The organism is Sphingobacterium sp. CZ-UAM (assembly GCF_002000245.1).
Taxonomy (GTDB): domain Bacteria; phylum Bacteroidota; class Bacteroidia; order Sphingobacteriales; family Sphingobacteriaceae; genus Sphingobacterium.
Genome location: NZ_MTCM01000007.1, coordinates 1 through 18,681 on the forward strand (window position 1 = coordinate 1; position 18,681 = coordinate 18,681).

Consider the following 18,681-nt stretch of genomic DNA (forward strand, 5'->3'; position numbering starts at 1 on the left):
AAATGAAGTTTTTGATTCTAACTATTTACATAATCAGAATTCTTTTTTTATATCTCTGATCTTGGATCGAATTGAACTAATTCTTGAATTTGTTCATGACTTTCGTTTGTCTACTCGTCACGCTACATGATTGTGTTTTCTTAAAGAACTTTTTGCGCTTCAACTTCCGTATCCGCTTTATTCCGATGGACATTGCATCCCTCTTTATCTTTTTCTGTTTCCCTCCGTTTCCGTTGGGACTGCAAAGGTAGAAATCTTTTTTGAACTTCCAAAAAACTTTTGAAGTTTTTTTTTCTTTTTCTCTTTTCTGATTTCCGCGTTTAAAATAAGCTGAACGGGATTTTAAATCCTGCCAGGCTCTCTTAAACCTTTCTTTTTTCATGGCTGCCTGCTCTGGCGGCAACCGTCCCTCCCTTGCGGAGTGGTGCAAAGATAGGGAGTTTTTATAATCACTTCCAAGACTTTTGTTCTTATTTCTTTTGTTTTTCTGCTAACTGGCTGGAACGGTGGGGGATTGTTTTTCCCAGCAGGGGGTCTAGTGGGGCCCGGGAGGCTTCGGTGGGGGCCGACAGCGGCGAAGGGAGTACCGGTAAAGACAGGTGGTGGGTTAGTACCGGATCTGCGGCGGGATTGGAGACGGCGCTCCGGAGGAAAGGCTCCGGAAGCGGGGATGGTACCGGGAATACGGTACGGGCAGGGATACCAGGGACCGCAAAGGGGCTTTCGCCGGGTCCCCTAGCGCAATGGCGAACCGAAGGGCGGCTGGTCCGGCCTTTCTCCGTCCTGTCCGTACCTGCTTCGCCCTCCCTTCGGCTTCCGCCTATCGTTTACCTATCGTTTCCCTATCCATTCCCTATCATTTAGATAGGTGGACGATAGGGAAACGATAGAGAATGGATAGGGAATTTCCGAACAGGGGGCGAAGCGGGGGCGAACGAGACCCGGGCACTCTCCCTTCCGAGCTGCTTCCATGCATCAGTCGGGGCTGCTTCACACCTCAGTTAGGACAGCTTCGGGGTGAATCCGTGGTGCGTCCATACTGAGTCCGTGTTGAGTCCGTGTCTAGCATGCTAAAACAGCTGTAGCAGTACGGCTGCAGCATGCACACATCTGCACTCAGGCTGGTTTAAAGCCCGGTTCGGTCCCGGACAGTACCCGAATCACAGCCGAAAAATAATCCAAAATAGACCAAACACTCGGACTCACTGGCTGGAAATGCCGTTTTTGTAAAGTAAAAGCATTCAAAAACTTATGCAAATCTTAAATACTAAACTGGATAATATGATAATATATTGTTACAAGACAAACGTTTGATAAATATCAAAAAGAGCCGGATTATCTTTTTTTTTATGTAGATTTATCTTCTTTATAACAACTTCCAAAGTGATGAGCAGAACTACCCTGAAAGATATAGCCTTAGAACTCAATATTTCTGTTTCCACAGTTTCCAAAGCCTTATCAGACAGCTACGAAATCAGTGAAGCAACGAAAAAATTGGTTCAGGAGTACGCGAAAAAGCATAACTTCCATCCCAATAAATTGGCACGGAGTTTAAAGATCGGGAAATCAAATACCATTGGAGTCATTGTTTCCAATATCTCCAATACCTTCGTGTCACAAATTCTCGACGGAATTCAGATCGCTTCCCAGCAAACCATCTACGATGTTATCTTTATGCAAAGTAGAGAGGATGAACGTGTAGAAAAGAATTGTATAGATGTATTAAGAATGCGAGGAATAGATGGGCTAATGATTGCCCCCGTATCTTCCGGATCAAATATTGAGGAGCTTAAAGACCTCATAAAAGCTAAAATACCTGTTGTTATTTTTGACCGCATCAACCACAAATTGGATACATTCAAAGTTGGCGTCAATAATTTTCAAGGAGCATACAATGCAACCCAACACCTTATTCAACAGGGGAAGCAGAATATACTACATATCACAGGAAAAAACCTAGGTGTTGCTGAAGAACGTTTAAGTGGCTTTAAAGCAGCCCTCGCTGATGCAGGCATACCTTTTAATGAAAAGCATTATATTGAATGTAACTTTAACAGCACAGTTGACTTAGACAACAGCATCAAAGAAATTATCATCAAAGAATATATTGACAACAAAAACATTGATGCAGTTTTCGGCGCAACTGATGTCATCACAACAAGGACATTGGGCATATTGGCGGAACTTCAGATTAAAGTCCCGGCAGAGGTTGCCGTCATTGGATTTTCCAATACACAAATCGCAGCTTCATTAAACCCTGCACTGTCAACTGTCGTACAACCTGCAACTGAAATCGGCGAAATAGCAACAAAAAAGCTGATTGATACCATCCATCAGACAAGACCGATTCACGAATTTGAAACCATAGAACTACCAACGCAGCTTGTCGTAAGAAAATCTTCATTATAAGCCCCTCCCCTTTGGGGCGAGGGGAAAAAAAATACAGTCAGATAATATCGCTTGCGCTATTATCTCCTGACTGTATTTTTATATGATAATCTTATCACCGGCCAAAGTAACCACAGTGATTATTACCAAAGGTTACTCGCCAACAATTCCATATTCCAAACCTCGTAATTCAGCTAAACCTCTTAATCTGCCAATAGCAGAGTAACCGGGGTTTGTCACTTTGTTAAGATCATCCAGCATCTGATGTCCGTGATCAGGTCTGAAAGGGATAGCAATAGAGCGCAATTGGTTCTCTGCGACTAAAATTCGCATAATTTTATACATGTTCACATCGCCATCCAAATGGTCCGCCTCATAGAAACTACCTAAGACATCTTTCTTTACATTCCGCAAATGAACAAAGTTCACGCGGCCTTTAACTTGTTCCAATATCTCAGGCAAATCGTTCGTCTGACTAGCTCCTAAAGAGCCTGTGCAAAAACAAATACCATTGAATTGCTGAGGAACTTCATTCAATATATAGTTGAGATCTTCACCATTGCTCGCAATACGCGGCAATCCCAAAATCGGGTATGGTGGATCGTCCGGATGGATCGTCATCTTGATACCATTTGTCTCACATACCGCAGCAATTCCATTTAAAAAGTAGACTAGATTTTTACGTAAGCCCTCTCTTCCGATATGTTTATACGTATCAATACTGGCTTTTAAAGCATCTAGTTCCACATTTTTTTCTCCCGGAATTCCCATAAGGACAACATTTGCCAAACTATCTTTCTGTTGTTCGGAAATCTCAGCAAAACGTTCCGTTGCTCTTTTGACAATACTTTCTGAGTAGTCTTTTTCCGCAGATTCCCGTTTTAGAATGAAGATATCAAAAAGCGCCAGATCAATCCAGTCAAAATAGAGCGCCTTTGAGCCATCTGCCATCAATAGGTCTAGCTGCGTTCTAGTCCAATCAAGTACGGGCATAAAATTGTAACAGACTGTTTTAATACCGCATTCAGCAAGATTAGCGAGTGTCTGGTTATACTTAGCAATGTATTCATCAACCCGGGGTCCTTTGGTCTTAATTTCTTCATGAACCGTCACGCTCTCCACCACCGACCAAACCAGACCCGCATCTTCGATAATACGTTTTCGTTCCTGAATATCAGCGAGAGGCCACACCTCGCCATGAGGAATATGATGCAATGCTGTGACGATGCCTGTTGCCCCCGCCTGTTTAACATCCTGCAAGGATACTGGATCGTTGGGTCCATACCAACGCCATGTTTGTTCTAATTTATTCATCTCAAAGTTTCGTTATACACCACTCCATGCATTAAAACCACCGTCCACAAAGACCGTCTCACCAGTAACAAAGGCAGAGGCATCACTCAATAGATAGATTAAAGTTCCCTTCAGTTCCCGTGGATCCCCTAGTCGGTTATAAGGTGTTCCGCTCAGTATACGCTTGGTACGTTCGCTATAACTACCGTCAGGATTGATCAATAGATTTTTATTTTGCTTCGTCAGGAAGACACCCGGAGCAATAGCATTGACGCGAACCTGATCACCGTAACGTTGGGCAAGTTCGGTTGCCATCCATTTTGTATAACCATCAATACCGTGCTTGGCTACAGTATATCCTAATACGCGTGTAAAAGGCTGCCTTGCAGTCAAAGAAGAAATATTTACGATGACTCCTTTTCCGCTTTCCGCTATTACGCGGCCAATAATATGTGTTGGGATAATTGTACCATAGAGGTTTAACTCGATCGCTTTAATGGTATCCTGAATATTACTTGCAAATAGATCTTGGTCAGCACCTATGGTCGCGCCCGGAATATTTCCGCCCACAGCATTCACCAGACCATCTATTCGGCCCCACTTACCAAGGATTTCATCCTTTGCTCTGCTGACATCCTGTTCGTCCATGATATCTACTTCGACAAACATAGCCTCCCCGCCTAGGGATTCCACCTGCTGCACGCGTTCCGCTCCGATCTGCTCATTGCGTCCAAGGATAGCAACTTTTGCACTTGCTTCAGCTAGCGCTTCCACAAACGCTTCCCCCAGGATCCCTGTGCCACCTGTGATTACGACAACCTTATCTTTTAATGAAAATGGATTATTACTCATGTATTTCTATTTCAAATTGGTATTTATTCCCAATTTTATTGATAATAACCTTAATTACAAAAAAAAGTAATTGATTTAATTACGATAACGTTTTAGTTATTACAATTTATTTTTCAACTTCTTCCGTTGGATCATCATCAAACAGAATCCTTACTGAGGGAGTATAGGTATCATCATGCTGTCCTGACTTATTCGCCCAAAAGAAAGCGCATAAAAACACCAAAGCTAATAAGACACTACAACCGATTAGAATATACATGATTTCCATAACAACTATAGTTTATGACGTTTTGCATACCATCTTGTCATTAAGCTGGTAAATGAGATAATTGTAACTGTACTTATCGGCATCAGGATTGCGGCAAATAAAGGCGACATAATCCCCTGAATGGCAAAACTCAACCCGATTATATTATAGAGCAATGATATGCCAAAGCTCATATGGATTACCTTTACAGCATCTTTGCTGAAAGCAAAGAAATCCGATAATTTTGAAAATGATTCACCGTCTAAAATAGCATCACATCCAGGTGAAAAGTTATTGATATCATCACTGACAGCAATCCCCAGATCTGCTTTACGCAATGCTCCGGCGTCATTCAATCCGTCCCCGATCATACAGACATATTTACCCTCCTGCTGAAATTTCTGAATACGCCCCAATTTTTCCATTGGAGATTGGTTAAACATCAAGCATGCTTTCGAAGGAAAGATCAATTTTAATGCATCCAGGCGTCGGTCATTATCTCCGGATATCAGATGCAGGTCGTAGTTAGGTTTGAAATCTTCGATCAAAGCCGACAGTCCCGCTCTCCATGCCTGTTCCATCGTAAAATATCCTTTCAGCTCATCGTCGATACGTATGAATACGACAGACCCGTCAGTCTTGATATTTCCTATATTCAAAAAACTGGCGCTACCGACTTTGACGACCAGCCCTTCAATGACTGCTTCCATCCCTTTTCCCGGAAACTCTTTAAAATTTCGTACGGGGATATCTGAGCATACATCCAGCCATTTTACAATCTCTCGGCTCAAAGGATGACTAGAATTTCGACATACCGCATTGACCAGCTTTCTTTCATTTATGGTAAGTGTCCCCTCGAAATAAATGGAATTTGCTTTGGGCGAAGAAATAGTCCCTGTTTTGTCGAAAACGAGGGTATCTATTGTCGCCATCTGCTCGATTGCAGCAGTATTTTTCACATAGAATTTGTTTCGATCAAAAATACTTAATGCCGCAGAAAGGGTAAATGGAGAGCTCAACGCCAATGCGCAAGGACATGCGATAATCAGCACTGCCGTAAAAGCTCCCCAAGCCCTATTGGCACTTCCATCCACAACCCAATATAGGGCTGCTAAAAAAGCAATTGCCAATAAAACAACAGTAAAATATTTACTTATAAAGTTCACAAAAGTCTGAAAGTTCTTATCGTAATCTTTATAGTTTTCATTGTTCCATAATTTGGTCAGATAGGATTGTGATATTGGCTTTACCACCTCCAGTTCAATTGCCTCTCCTGTCTGACGGCCGCCAGCATAAATAATCTCGCCCAGGGTTTTACTGACCGGACTTGATTCGCCGGTCACAAAACTAAAGTCGATTGCCGCATCGCCTTTTAATAATATGGCGTCTGCCGGGATAATCTCATTGTTGCGCACAAGGATACGGTCTCCGATATGAATATCGGCCAGCTGCACAGGTTTGTCCCCCACTTCTGTAAGCACAGTAACAGCAACGGGGAAATAACTCCGATAATCCCGTTCGAAAGAAATATGGTAATAGGTCCGCTGCTGCACCCATTTTCCGATCAGGATAAAAAATACCAGACTACATAAAGTATCTGTAAAACCAGCGCCAGTCTGCGTTATTACTTCGAATGCCGAACGAAGAAATAGGACCAATATACCTAAGGCTAAAGGTACATCTAGGTTCAACCTTTTTTGTTTCAAACTGACGTAAGCAGACTTGAAGTAATCTGAAGCACAGTACAACAACACTGGAAGCCCGAAAGCTAAATTGATATAACCAAAAAAACTCGCATAGGCCTTTTCAAATGCACCCATCCCAAAGTAGTCCGGAAAACTAAATAACATCGAATTTCCGAAACAGAATCCTGCTACCGCAATCTTGGCAACCAAGGGGTTCAAGTTATTCTTATTCCCCTCCTTAACGACGTCCTGCAGTGTAATTTTGGGATCATAACCAATATTAACTAATAGATGCACCAAATCTTTGAGCGGAAGTAAAGTATGATTAAAAGTGATACTAGCCTGTTTTTTCATAAAGTCCACGCGGGACTGAAGCACGTTTGGGTTTAATTTATAGAGATTTTCCAACAGCCAAATACATGAGCTACAATGGATCGCAGGAATATAGAAAGTGATGACAGTCATCTTATCATCCTTAAAATCAACTAATTTTGCTGCAATCTGAGGTTCATCCAAATAAGAAAGATCCGCTTGCTTTTCTTTATTGGACTTTCCGGGATGCTGATTATAACGGTAGTATTGTTGCATTCCTCCATTCTGCAAAACCTGGTAAACCGTTTGGCATCCGAGGCAGCAAAAATCATGTTCATCGAGATGATAGCCCGTTACTTCGATTTTGTCTCCACAATGGAAACATTTCTCAATTTGTCGTACCTCTTCCTTTATTACCGCCATATTCCCAATTTAAATTGCTTCACTAAATAATTGTTTTTCTGTACGCAACTTGAGAAAACGTTGATCAAAAGCCATGCAGATATTTCGTAGAAAAGAGCGTCCAATAGCGGTACACCGAACCAGATCCCCCTCTATGCTGACCATGCCATCTTGGACCAAGGAAACCAGTTCTCCCTTAATTTCTTCATTTAGACACGCAGTTGGATCCAACCGCACTTCGCCTTTACACATCATATCCAGGATATAACGTCTTATGGCCAGATCTTCCGTATTGAGTATATGTCCTTTCACAACAGGCAATACTCCGGATGCGATCAGCTTATGATATTCTTCCACTGTTTTCACATTTTGTGCAAAACCGCCCCATGCATCGCTGATTGAAGATACGCCGATACCAATTAGCAGCGGAGTAAACCTGTCAGCATAGCCCATAAAATTTCGATGTAACCGTCGCTCCCGGAAAGCTAAATAAAGTTCATCTTCTTTTTTCGCAAAATGGTCCATCCCAATATCTGCATAACCTTGAGCCAGGATCAGCTTTTTCCCGAGATTATAAAGTGCTAGTTTGGCGGTACCTTTCGGCAGATCCGCCTCCGTATAATGCCGCTGTCCGGGTTTTAACCAAGGGACATGGGCATAGCTATAAAAAGATATCCGATCTGGCTTGAGCAGCATGGATTTTTCAATGGTATCTTGTACGGAGTCTTGGGTCTGCTTGGGCAATCCATAGATCAGATCGAAATTAATGGATTCAAAACCTATCTCTCGGGCATTCAGCATCACCGCTTCCACTTCTTCAAACGTCTGCTGTCTATTGATCATAAACTGCACCAAAGGATCAAAATCCTGTATCCCTAAGCTGAGACGACGAAATCCTAGATCGAAAAGAACCTGTAGGTGTTCGGTTGTGGTATTTGCAGGATGTGCCTCAAATGAAAAAGAATGATCTGCTGCCACATCGACATGCTCAAGAATCCCCTCTATCAATAATTTCAGGTTCTCGGGCTGAAAAAATGTCGGTGTACCACCGCCGAGGTGTATTTCAGCTACCGTGGGCCTTTCGCCTTTGAAAACAGCCCGATACATCCCCCACTCTTTCAGTAAAGCCTCGATATAGGGTCGTTCCACCTGATGATTTTTTGTGATCCGCGTATTACAGCCACAGTAGGTACAGAGACTTTCACAAAAAGGGAGGTGTATGTACAGGCTCAGCCCTTTATCTTTTGACTGAATAAAAGTATTGTACACCTGATCGACCCAAGCATCCGTGGAAAATGTTTTTTCGTCCCAAAATGGAACCGTTGGATAACTGGTGTAACGTGGTGCGGCAACATTATATTTTTGCACCAATTTCTCCATTGTGCTATCTTGTATACTCATTGAACATTATTTTTTGCACAGTCATTTAAACAACAGCATGCACTACCGACACATTTTCCCATACCCCAGAGATTGAGGTTTCGAACAGTCTGTTCTGCCAATCCTTTTGGGCTTTGATCCTCGAAAGGTGCATTTGCGATCTGAATGCTCAGATCTCCTGCCTTAACCAGATCGATATGGGATGTTTCTTTACTTCTTGTCATGATCTTATTGATCCCCAATTCCTTCAAATTAAGTAGCATTTTATCATCCAGAATATCTCCTCCGGAGATGACAACAGCATCCTTTCCGCGCGCATAATTTTGCGTTTCGGCATTTAATCCGTTTGAAATCAAAGTCAGATCATGCTGCTTGGCATTGGCCAATGCCCAAAACTCCTTTTCAAATGACCTCACATTATATACAACTACTTTCATTTTTGAATCCTACAATCAACCCTATATAGGTATAAGTTTATCCTAAAAACAAAAGTAAATCATAGCGTTGCCCAAAAACATGACACAAAACCATATTTGAAAATGATATCCATCACAATGATAAAAATGGGGCCTGCCCGATTACCCGGACAGGCCCCATTATGTATGAATACAAAGCATTACAAGCGTAAAGCCTAAAGACTATTCAGTTTATCCCCGTTACTGTTTCACATCTCGTAGATTTTTGATGGAGTTGATGTAAATCTTTCCCTTTTCCTTCGAGATCAGCTTTTCTTCTTTAAAGTCGGAAAGCATACGTGAAACCGTTTCATTTGCTGTCCCGGCTATGGAAGCAATTCCATCTCTGGTAATGTCGATTGAGCAGGTATTGACCTCATTGATATTAATTCCACTTTTTTCGGCGACACTGAGCAATGCATTGGCCACACGTTTGCGTACGGAATGGTACGCAAATCCCAACAATTGCTCTTCTTTTTCGCGGAGGTCCACAGAAAGCAATTTAATAAATTTACTCGCTATGGCAGGCTTTTTCCATAGGAGTTCCAAAAAGGCATCTTTAGGAACTAAAACGACTTCACTGGCTTCCACCGCTTCGGCATAATCTTCATAGTTTTCATTCAACAACACAGAAGCATAGCCAAAATAATTTCCTTCTATAAAAATCCCTGTTGATAATTCTCGTCCATCTTTATAGGATTTGTAACTGCGGATCTGTCCTGATTTGACATAATAGACATAAGTAGGTGAATCGTCCTTCTCAAAGATTGACTGTTTCTTTTTCACCGTTTTCACACGTGAATTAGCCAGCAATTCCTGTAATAATAAAACCTGCTCTTCTTCACTGAGGTTTAGCTCATGATCTTCGGTCGTATCAGCAGATAACTGCTCATGCTTTTTCAGGCGAACCTCAATCGCATTCATCAGTTCCACGTCATCAAAGGGTTTGGTCAGGTAATCATCGGCCCCCATCTCCATTGCTTTACGCATATCTGCACGTTCGGCTTTGGCGGTTAGAAAAATAAAAGGAATTTTTGAAGTGCTTTCTATTTTGCTCAGCATAAACAGTACTCCATAACCATCCAATTCAGGCATCATGATATCACATAAGATCAAATCAGGAATATGTCTGGTGGCCAAATCAACACCCATCCGCCCATTCTCCGCCACGATTACATCATACCGTCCGGTCAACTCCAAAATTTCTGTTGTCCCCTCTCTAATGTCAATATTATCTTCAATGATTAGAATTGTCTTTTTATTTTTCATTCCTAACATAATTATTCATTCCTGTTTATCTTCAATGGCTTCCCTAATGCCTTGCATTTATTTCATAAGTTCATTCGTAAAGATTTTCTCTACGGGCAAGCCGAAGCTTACACCTATTCAAAACTAACCTTGAATGATGTTCCTTTATGCACCTCAGATACAAACTCCATTTTTCCCTGCATAAGTTCAATATATCTTTTCACAATATTCAGCCCCAGTCCGGTACCTGGGATATTTCCGGTATTATGTGCTCTGAAAAAAGGCTCGAACAAATGCACCTGGTCCTCTTCAGGAATACCAATACCGTTATCCTTGACAGAAATTGAACAGCCATTCTCATCGATGCAGGTCGTAAATTCAATTAAAGTATCTTCCCCTGAATATTTTATGGCATTGGAAATCAAATTCACCAACGCATTTTTCAACAGATTCTGATCCAGAGAAAAATGTCCAATCTCACCTGTATGCTGATAGACAATATGCTGATTTTTCTTGCATATCAATTGCATTTCCTCCGTAATTTCCTCTGCCAGTTCAACCAGGTTGATATACTGTTTATTCATGACCACGATACCTGCTTCTAATTTTTCTAGCGAGAGAAAATCATTCAAAATACTGGTCAGGAGTTGTACAGCTCCCTTAATCTTATTGGTATGTTTAATGATGCTCGCTTTGTCATCGGGACGGTCCGCATATTTTTCAATCAACGAAGCCGACAGTTGAACAGAACTCAACGGAGTGCGGAACTCATGTGACGCCATGGAGACAAAACGGGATTTAAGCTGGTTAAGTTCAATCTCTTTCTCCAAAGATTTAGAAACTTCTGCCTTTGCTTTTTCCAGCTCCGAAACCATCGATATCAGATCACGTGTCCGCTCACTGACTTTATGTTCCAGTTCGGCAGCATGCTGTTTGAGCATATCTTCGGCAGCCTTTTCACGCGAAAGATCGTGGATAAAACCGGTAAAAATATTTTTGTCTTTCAGCCATACTTCACTGACCGCCAACCGAAACGGAAATGTTTTCCCGTTCTTCTTCAGTCCCATCACCTCCCGGCCGATCCCAATAATTTTCTTATGGCCAGTCGTTTGATAATTATGGATATAATTATCGTGATTACCCCGATCAGGTTCAGGCATTAACATCGAAACATTATGCCCGATAACTTCTTCAGCGTTATACCCGAACAATTCTAAGGCAGCAGGGTTAATGCTTTCCACATTTCCCCTGTTGTCAATGGTAATAATCCCATCAATTGCGTGGTCTATTATGGCTGCTAAAAGTCTTCCGCCTTCCATGATCATCGCTATTTCACCAATTTTTTGTATTTAATACGATGTGGAGTTACATCACCCAGGCGTTTTTTACGGTTCTCCTCATATTCCGTATAGTTGCCCTCAAAGAAATACACCTGTGAATCACCTTCAAAAGCTAGAATATGCGTACAGATACGGTCCAAAAACCATCTATCGTGAGAAATCACCACAGCGCAGCCCCCGAAATTCTCCAGACCTTCTTCGAGTGCACGTAAAGTATTTACGTCAATATCATTGGTCGGCTCATCGAGTAGCAGTACATTCGAGCCCTCTTTCAACGTGATTGCCAGATGGACGCGATTACGCTCTCCACCAGAAAGTACACCGACTTTCTTTTGCTGATCGGCTCCGTTAAAGTTGAATTTGGAGACATAAGCCCTGGAGTTTACGGAGCGATTGCCTAAGATCATATTATCATTACCACCGGTGATATTTTCCCAAACGGATTTTTCAGGATCAAGGTCATGATGCATCTGATCAACATAACCTAACTTGACGGTCTCCCCTACTTTAAACGAACCGGTATCCGGTGTTTCCTGTCCTGTGATCAGGCGGAATAAAGTCGTTTTACCAGCACCATTTGGCCCGATGATTCCCACAATACCCGCAGGTGGCAACATGAAACTTAAATTCTCAAATAAGATACGGTCACCATAAGCTTTGGAAATATTGGTAGCCTCAATCACTGAGTTACCAAGACGTGGTCCCGGCGGAATAAACAGTTCCAATTTTTCTTCCCGCTCTTTGGTTTCCTCAGAAGCTAATTTTTCATAGTTATGAAGACGGGCTTTGGATTTGGCATGACGGGCTTTGGGAGCCATACGCACCCATTCCAACTCGCGCTCCAATGTTTTTTGACGTTTGGTTTCTTGTTTCTCTTCCTGTGCCAAACGTTTTGCTTTTTGATCCAACCAGGAAGAATAATTCCCTTTCCAAGGAATACCCTCGCCACGATCCAGTTCTAAAATCCATCCAGCTACATTATCCAGGAAGTAACGGTCGTGGGTAACGGCGATAACAGTTCCTTTATATTGTTTCAGGTGTTGCTCCAACCAGTCGATAGACTCCGCGTCCAAGTGGTTGGTTGGCTCATCAAGCAATAATACATCTGGTTCCTGTAATAATAAGCGACATAATGCTACCCGTCGTCGCTCACCACCTGACAAATTGGCAATTTTGGCATCCGGTTCTGGACAGCGTAAAGCATCCATTGCTCTTTCCAGTTTGGAATCAATTTCCCAGGCATTTGTTGCATCAATTTTATCTTGTAGTTCGCCTTGTCTTGCCAACAATTTATCCATTTCATCCGGATTTTCGTAGACCTCAGGCAAGCCGAATTTCTCATTGATTTCCTCGTATTCTTTTAATATTGCTGTAATTTCAGCAACACCTTCCTGCACAACTTCAAGAACGGTCTTTTCGAGATCCAATTGGGGTTCCTGTGCCAAATATCCCACAGAATAACCCGGAGAAAATACAACTTCGCCCTGATAAGATTTGTCCAAACCCGCGATAATTTTCAATAATGAAGATTTTCCGGATCCGTTCAGACCGATTACTCCGATCTTGGCACCGTAGAAAAAAGATAAATAAATATTTTTTAGAACTTGTTTTTGAGGCGGATAGATTTTGTTAACTCCCGCCATCGAAAAAATAATCTTCTCGTCTGACATAAAATTTTAAAAAATTGGAAAACTCTTGTTATATTAACATACAAATGTAAACTTTTATACTGACATTTTGGACGTATAATGGTCATGGCTTAATTGTTGATGACATTATTTAAAATAATTTTAAGGTTTGAAATGTAGAATTTACTACATTTATATATCCTTAATATAAAACAGAAAGGTATTCAATGGAAGCAAAATTTTCACCGCGCGTAAAGGATGTCATATCGTACAGTAGAGAGGAAGCTTTGAGATTGCGTCACGATTATATAGGCACAGAGCATTTGTTGCTCGGCTTGATTCGTGAGGGCGATGGAATGGCGATCAAAATCCTTAAAAACATAGGCATTGACACAACTGCCCTACGTCAATCTGTGGAAGACGCAGTGAAGGGGGCATCTGTATCACGTGCACCTATTGGCAACATGCCATTAACTAAACAAGCTGAAAAAGTTCTGAAAATCACTTATTTGGAAGCTAAGATTTTCAAATCAGATATTATTGGGACCGAGCACCTATTATTGGCTATCTTACGGGATGAAGATAATATCGCTTCGCAGATTTTACAGCAATATAATGTGACCTATGACATCTTCAAATCTGAAGTTGAGCAAAATAGAACCACCATCAAGGATGAAGCTCCGGGCTCACCAACAGGTGATGATGATTTTGCCGAAGATGATCAATATATCCAACCTAAAAAAGTGTCGGATATCAAATCCAAAACGCCTGTATTGGACAACTTTGGCCGAGATCTAACCAAAGCTGCTGAGGAAGGTCGATTGGATCCTATTGTAGGTCGTGAGAAAGAAATCGAACGTGTATCACAGATTTTATCACGTCGTAAAAAGAATAACCCGTTATTGATCGGTGAGCCTGGAGTAGGTAAATCGGCTATAGCTGAGGGATTGGCCTTACGTATTGTGCAACGCAAGGTATCACGTGTCTTGTTCAACAAACGTGTGGTAACCTTGGATCTAGCGTCTTTGGTTGCGGGCACAAAATATCGTGGTCAGTTTGAGGAGCGCATGAAAGCAGTCATGAATGAACTGGAAAAATCACCGGATGTGATCTTGTTTATCGACGAAATCCATACCATTGTTGGTGCTGGTGGTGCTTCAGGTTCTTTGGATGCTTCCAATATGTTCAAACCAGCCTTGGCAAGAGGAGAAATACAATGCATCGGTGCAACGACACTGGACGAATATCGTCAATATATTGAGAAAGATGGCGCTTTAGACCGTCGTTTCCAACGTGTGACTATCGAACCGGCTACACATGATGAAACCGTAGAGATCTTGAATCGTATCAAGGAGAAATATGAGGATCACCACAATGTGACCTATACGCCAGAAGCGATCGAAGCCTGTGTATCATTGACAACACGTTATATCACGGATCGTTTCTTACCGGATAAAGCTATTGATGCATTGGACGAAGCGGGCTCACGTGTACACTTGAACAATATCCATGTTCCGCAATCCATTATTGACATCGAGAATAAAATCGAGGAAGTCAAATTGGAGAAAAATAAAGTTGTTCGTAGTCAAAAATACGAGGAGGCTGCAAAACTACGAGATACAGAGAAAAAGCTTATTGATGAGTTAGAGAAAGAGAAGATTGCATGGGAAGAAGAAACCAAATCTAAGCGATACACTGTTTCCGAAGAGAATGTAGCGGAAGTTGTGGCCATGATGACTGGTATCCCAGTGCAACGCGTCAGCCAATCCGATAGCCAAAAGCTGTTGAATATGGGTGAGTTGATGAAGGGACGGATCATCGGTCAGGACGATGCTGTTGGCAAACTGGTTAAAGCCATCCAACGGACACGTGCCGGATTGAAAGATCCTAAAAAACCCATCGGCTCCTTTATCTTCTTAGGGCCTACAGGTGTTGGTAAAACAGAATTGGCAAAAGAGTTAGCTCGATTTATGTTTGACACCGAAGACGCGTTGATCCAAATTGACATGAGTGAGTACATGGAGAAATTTGCTGTGTCACGTCTAGTTGGAGCGCCTCCGGGATATGTAGGTTATGAAGAAGGTGGACAATTGACTGAGAAAGTACGCCGGAAACCTTATGCGGTAGTACTTTTGGATGAGATTGAGAAGGCACATCCGGATGTATTCAACTTGTTACTACAAGTCTTAGATGAAGGTCAGTTGACCGATAGCCTAGGACGTAAGGTAGACTTCCGTAATACGATTGTCATCATGACTTCTAACATCGGAGCACGCCAGTTGAAAGAGTTTGGTCAGGGTGTAGGTTTCACCACAGCAGCAAAATCGCAGCAATCAGATGCCCATTCACGTGGAGTAATTGAAACTGCGTTAAAAAGAGCTTTTGCTCCTGAGTTTTTGAACCGTATTGACGATGTTATTGTTTTCAATTCGTTGACAAAAGAAAATATCTTCAAGATCATTGATATTGAATTGAAATCATTGTTCAAACGAATCGCAGATTTAGGTTATACAATTAACCTGACCGAAGAGGCAAAAGATTTCATTGCTGATAAAGGCTATGATAGTAATTTTGGTGCACGTCCATTAAAACGGGCAATTCAAAAATATTTGGAAGATCCAATTGCAGAAGAAATCCTCAAAGGCAATGTACAGACAGGTTCAGTTTTAACGGTGAGCATCAATCCGGAAACCAAAGATATTGAGGTTTCTAGCTCAGATCCGAAGTCTTCAAAAGATACAGCGGAGAAATAATCACCTGCTGTCGGAAAATAATTTCAAGAAAATGCACCATTATGGTGCATTTTTTGTTATAAAGAAGGTTGATGTTAAACTTTCGCAGAATTTTATCGTCCTATAATAAAAAATGTCACAAACAACACATACGATATGAAAAGACTTTTATTCGCAGCTTTACTTGGAACCGCAACTTTGGTTTCATTCTCTTCTTGTACAAAGGAGTATATTACACAAGAGGCTATTAATCCCGGCCAGTCGTTTATTTATACGGTTAAACCAAATGAATGGGGATCCGATGACAATAAAAGGATAATACATAAGGTAAATCTACCGGAACTTACCAAATATTATGTTGACCAAGGAAATGTTTCTGTTCACATGAGTTTAAACAAAGAAGCTTCGTACAAAATTTTACCGGCTTCCTTTGCGTTCAATGATGGCAGAGAAACTAATCCAGTTAGCTTCCATGTTGATTATAAAGTTGGAGAAGTCTCAATAATTGGTGAAGATCCAACGAATGATTTTACCGTTAATCCGCCAACTCAGGACATCATTGTAAAAATTATAATTTCGGAAACTGATTACGTAGAGTAAATAAAAAAGCCTCAGAAAATATATTCTGAGGCTTTATTTTTCTCGCTTCTTTTCCTAGTACGGACCTATCACATCCTACTACTCGCCCTTTAACAACAGCTCCGCATGCTCTACCGCAGCATCTGTCGGATTTGCTCCGCTCAGCATCTGTGCGATCTCTTTTACCCTACCTGCTTGGTCTAACCGAACAATATTTGATATGGTGCGATTAGCTTGGTCTTCTTTATATACCTTAAAGTGTGCAGCACCTTTTGAGGCTATCTGCGGTAAATGGGAAATAGCGATCACCTGCATATTTTCGGCAAGATTTTCCATGACTTCACCTACACGTAAAGCCACCTCACCCGAAATTCCGGTATCGATCTCATCAAAAACTATCGTCGGCAAAGCCGAAGTTTTAGCAACCAACGACTTTATCGCCAGCATCACACGGGACAGCTCGCCTCCGGAGGCTACCCGATGGATGGACTGCAAGTCCTGCCCTTTATTAGCTGAAAATAGAAACTGGATTGTGTCTATTCCAGATTCACGCATCTCACCATCTTTTAATGGCTCCAATACGATCTGAAGTACCGCATTTGGCATACCAACATTCGACAGTGTATTTTGCACATCTTTAGCAATCCTATCCAGCACTAATTTGCGGGCCTCCGAAAGTTCCTTCGCATTCCGCAGTGCAAGCGCTAACTTCGCTACAACCTCAGCTTCCAACCGTTCCAATTGTTCATCGGAAGAATTAATGGCCAATAGTTTTGCCTCCAGGTCATCTCTGAGTCGAATAAGCTCCTCAACAGAATCAACATGATGCTTTTTCTGTAGTGAATAAAGTAAGCTCAATCGTTCATTCACCTCCAATAAGGTTCCTTCATCCAATTGCGTATCTTCTTCGAGTGAGGCCAATTCTGCGGCAACATCTTTCAATTCAATCAATGTGCTTTTCAATCGCGCAGAAAGATCAGACGCTTCTGGTAGAAACGAAGAGATCCCTTCCACCTGTGTCATTGTATCTTTTAATTGGGTCAATATTGCGGTATCCTCGTTTTCCAACAAATGCGAGGCCGCATTTAGAGCCCGTTTGATATCCTCTGCATTTTCCAGCTGACGTTGCTGCTGCTCGAGTGCCGCCTGTTCTTCGGCAACCAGTTTTGCTCCATCCAGTTCATCAAACTGAAACTGAAAATAATCCAATTCCATTGCAGCCTTCTTTACCGCCTCTTTTAGTTCTTCTAGCTCCCGCTTAGCCTTTTTATAGGCCGTATAACTTTCCTTATAGCTTTGTTTCAATGCAAATGACCCCGCTACACTGTCAACAACCAAAAACTGAAACTCCTCCGTATTGACCTGCAAAGTCGCATGTTGTGAATGTACATCGATCAACTGTTCGCCCAATTGCTTTAATATCGCCAATGTAACCGGCGAATCATTGACAAAAGCACGGGATTTACCGTCTGGTGTTATTTCCCTTCGGATAATAGTATGATCCGCATAATCGAGGTCATTTTGCTCAAAGAAGCCATTTAATTGATAAGCACCAATGTTAAATTCCCCCTCAATCACACATTTTTTTGATGGGTCAAAAAAATGCTTTCCCTCTGCCCTGTTGCCCAAAATCAGGGAAAGTGCCCCCATGATAATGGATTTACCCGCTCCAGTCTCCCCAGTAATCATATTCAACCCTTTATCAAATTGGATTTCCAACACATTGATCAGGGCATAATTCTTAATATGTAAGGTATCTAGCATATTCTTGAAGGTCTATTTTACAGTTGAGAGGAAAAAACCGTTCCTCAATCGGATTGTGTCGTATTTTTTATAATCCTTTCTTTAGTAGGTAATTTACCTAAAACTCTACCGATTTCAATACATTTTGTTCCAAAAAATAATATCGGTTTTGAATATTATCTTTTTCAAGCTATTCAACAACGCTAAATACTAAAAATAATATCAAAATTCCAAATAAAAAACTAATTTTTGTAGCCAAAACATTCAAGCTTTTATAAATAGTTTATAGGGCTATCATTTGTAAGACTATTCAAATCCGTTCCTTTGATACGATCTATGAATATTCAGCCGGAGCAGATCAAGTTGTGGGCAGTATACAGACGAGCTGCATCTTTTG

General features: G+C 41.5%; 15 protein-coding genes. 4 read left to right on the forward strand and 11 right to left on the reverse strand.

The genetic code is table 11. The features are described 5' to 3' along the window. Window positions 1-76 precede the first annotated feature (76 nt). Window positions 77-382 carry a hypothetical protein gene (locus tag BWD42_RS20715; RefSeq protein WP_139351156.1) on the reverse strand — a complete coding sequence of 102 codons (306 nt, stop codon included), beginning with the start codon at window positions 380-382 and terminating at the stop codon, window positions 77-79. Window positions 383-414: 32 nt separating this feature from the next. Here BWD42_RS20715 and BWD42_RS20720 point away from each other — a divergent pair, with 32 nt between their 5' ends. Both BWD42_RS20720 and BWD42_RS20725 read left to right on the forward strand, forming a co-directional pair. Next, window positions 415-864, forward strand: coding sequence for a hypothetical protein (locus tag BWD42_RS20720; protein WP_077438316.1), 450 nt, complete (start codon window positions 415-417; stop codon window positions 862-864). Between the two features lie 522 nt (window positions 865-1,386). Beyond that, window positions 1,387-2,409 (forward strand): LacI family DNA-binding transcriptional regulator, encoded by a 1,023-nt coding sequence (locus BWD42_RS20725; RefSeq protein WP_077438317.1) that lies wholly within the window; start codon window positions 1,387-1,389, stop codon window positions 2,407-2,409. Between the two features lie 132 nt (window positions 2,410-2,541). Here the strand turns inward: BWD42_RS20725 and uxuA are convergent, their stop codons facing one another. The 9 genes from uxuA to ettA form a co-directional block, all read right to left on the reverse strand. After that, window positions 2,542-3,702: a mannonate dehydratase gene (uxuA, locus tag BWD42_RS20730; RefSeq protein WP_077438318.1), complete on the reverse strand. Its 1,161-nt coding sequence runs from the start codon at window positions 3,700-3,702 to the stop codon at window positions 2,542-2,544. Window positions 3,703-3,714: 12 nt separating this feature from the next. Next, window positions 3,715-4,533: an SDR family oxidoreductase gene (locus tag BWD42_RS20735; RefSeq protein WP_077438319.1), complete on the reverse strand. Its 819-nt coding sequence runs from the start codon at window positions 4,531-4,533 to the stop codon at window positions 3,715-3,717. Between the two features lie 106 nt (window positions 4,534-4,639). After that, the gene (gene ccoS, locus BWD42_RS20740; RefSeq protein WP_077438320.1) at window positions 4,640-4,801 is read right to left on the reverse strand and encodes a cbb3-type cytochrome oxidase assembly protein CcoS; all 162 of its coding nucleotides are present in this window, start codon (window positions 4,799-4,801) and stop codon (window positions 4,640-4,642) included. Between the two features lie 5 nt (window positions 4,802-4,806). Next, the gene (locus BWD42_RS20745) at window positions 4,807-7,200 is read right to left on the reverse strand and encodes a heavy metal translocating P-type ATPase (protein WP_077438321.1); all 2,394 of its coding nucleotides are present in this window, start codon (window positions 7,198-7,200) and stop codon (window positions 4,807-4,809) included. Window positions 7,201-7,209: 9 nt separating this feature from the next. Then, complete coding sequence (gene hemN / locus BWD42_RS20750; RefSeq protein WP_254846292.1) at window positions 7,210-8,580, reverse strand: oxygen-independent coproporphyrinogen III oxidase; 1,371 nt, start codon at window positions 8,578-8,580, stop codon at window positions 7,210-7,212. Then, on the reverse strand, window positions 8,577-8,996 hold the full coding sequence (locus BWD42_RS20755; protein ID WP_077438322.1) for a lactate dehydrogenase: 420 nt from the start codon (window positions 8,994-8,996) through the stop codon (window positions 8,577-8,579). Before BWD42_RS20755 ends, hemN begins: the two co-directional genes overlap by 4 nt. Before the next feature lie 219 nt (window positions 8,997-9,215). Further along, the gene (locus tag BWD42_RS20760; RefSeq protein WP_077438518.1) at window positions 9,216-10,283 is read right to left on the reverse strand and encodes a response regulator; all 1,068 of its coding nucleotides are present in this window, start codon (window positions 10,281-10,283) and stop codon (window positions 9,216-9,218) included. A gap of 113 nt (window positions 10,284-10,396) precedes the next feature. Continuing rightward, the gene (locus tag BWD42_RS20765; protein WP_077438519.1) at window positions 10,397-11,581 is read right to left on the reverse strand and encodes a PAS domain-containing sensor histidine kinase; all 1,185 of its coding nucleotides are present in this window, start codon (window positions 11,579-11,581) and stop codon (window positions 10,397-10,399) included. Between the two features lie 8 nt (window positions 11,582-11,589). Beyond that, on the reverse strand, window positions 11,590-13,272 hold the full coding sequence (ettA, locus tag BWD42_RS20770) for an energy-dependent translational throttle protein EttA (RefSeq protein ID WP_077438323.1): 1,683 nt from the start codon (window positions 13,270-13,272) through the stop codon (window positions 11,590-11,592). 185 nt (window positions 13,273-13,457) lie between these two features. Between ettA and BWD42_RS20775 the strand changes: the two genes are divergently transcribed. Beyond that, window positions 13,458-15,983, forward strand: coding sequence for an ATP-dependent Clp protease ATP-binding subunit (locus tag BWD42_RS20775; RefSeq protein ID WP_077438324.1), 2,526 nt, complete (start codon window positions 13,458-13,460; stop codon window positions 15,981-15,983). 135 nt (window positions 15,984-16,118) lie between these two features. Beyond that, window positions 16,119-16,562, forward strand: coding sequence for a hypothetical protein (locus BWD42_RS20780; protein ID WP_077438325.1), 444 nt, complete (start codon window positions 16,119-16,121; stop codon window positions 16,560-16,562). Between the two features lie 78 nt (window positions 16,563-16,640). On the opposite strand, the gene recN is transcribed toward BWD42_RS20780, so the two are convergent. Next, on the reverse strand, window positions 16,641-18,305 hold the full coding sequence (gene recN, locus BWD42_RS20785; protein ID WP_077438326.1) for a DNA repair protein RecN: 1,665 nt from the start codon (window positions 18,303-18,305) through the stop codon (window positions 16,641-16,643). Between the last annotated feature and the right edge of the window lie 376 nt (window positions 18,306-18,681).

Coding starts and splice junctions, on each gene's coding strand:
- BWD42_RS20715 (WP_139351156.1), bottom strand. CDS start 382: ATGAAAAAAGAAAGGTTTAAGAGAGCCTGGCAGGATTTAAAATCCCGT.
- BWD42_RS20725 (WP_077438317.1), top strand. CDS start 1,387: ATGAGCAGAACTACCCTGAAAGATATAGCCTTAGAACTCAATATTTCT.
- uxuA (WP_077438318.1), bottom strand. CDS start 3,702: ATGAATAAATTAGAACAAACATGGCGTTGGTATGGACCCAACGATCCA.
- BWD42_RS20735 (WP_077438319.1), bottom strand. CDS start 4,533: ATGAGTAATAATCCATTTTCATTAAAAGATAAGGTTGTCGTAATCACA.
- ccoS (WP_077438320.1), bottom strand. CDS start 4,801: ATGGAAATCATGTATATTCTAATCGGTTGTAGTGTCTTATTAGCTTTG.
- BWD42_RS20745 (WP_077438321.1), bottom strand. CDS start 7,200: ATGGCGGTAATAAAGGAAGAGGTACGACAAATTGAGAAATGTTTCCAT.
- hemN (WP_254846292.1), bottom strand. CDS start 8,580: ATGAGTATACAAGATAGCACAATGGAGAAATTGGTGCAAAAATATAAT.
- BWD42_RS20755 (WP_077438322.1), bottom strand. CDS start 8,996: ATGAAAGTAGTTGTATATAATGTGAGGTCATTTGAAAAGGAGTTTTGG.
- BWD42_RS20760 (WP_077438518.1), bottom strand. CDS start 10,283: ATGAAAAATAAAAAGACAATTCTAATCATTGAAGATAATATTGACATT.
- BWD42_RS20765 (WP_077438519.1), bottom strand. CDS start 11,581: ATGGAAGGCGGAAGACTTTTAGCAGCCATAATAGACCACGCAATTGAT.
- ettA (WP_077438323.1), bottom strand. CDS start 13,272: ATGTCAGACGAGAAGATTATTTTTTCGATGGCGGGAGTTAACAAAATC.
- BWD42_RS20775 (WP_077438324.1), top strand. CDS start 13,458: ATGGAAGCAAAATTTTCACCGCGCGTAAAGGATGTCATATCGTACAGT.
- BWD42_RS20780 (WP_077438325.1), top strand. CDS start 16,119: ATGAAAAGACTTTTATTCGCAGCTTTACTTGGAACCGCAACTTTGGTT.
- recN (WP_077438326.1), bottom strand. CDS start 18,305: ATGCTAGATACCTTACATATTAAGAATTATGCCCTGATCAATGTGTTG.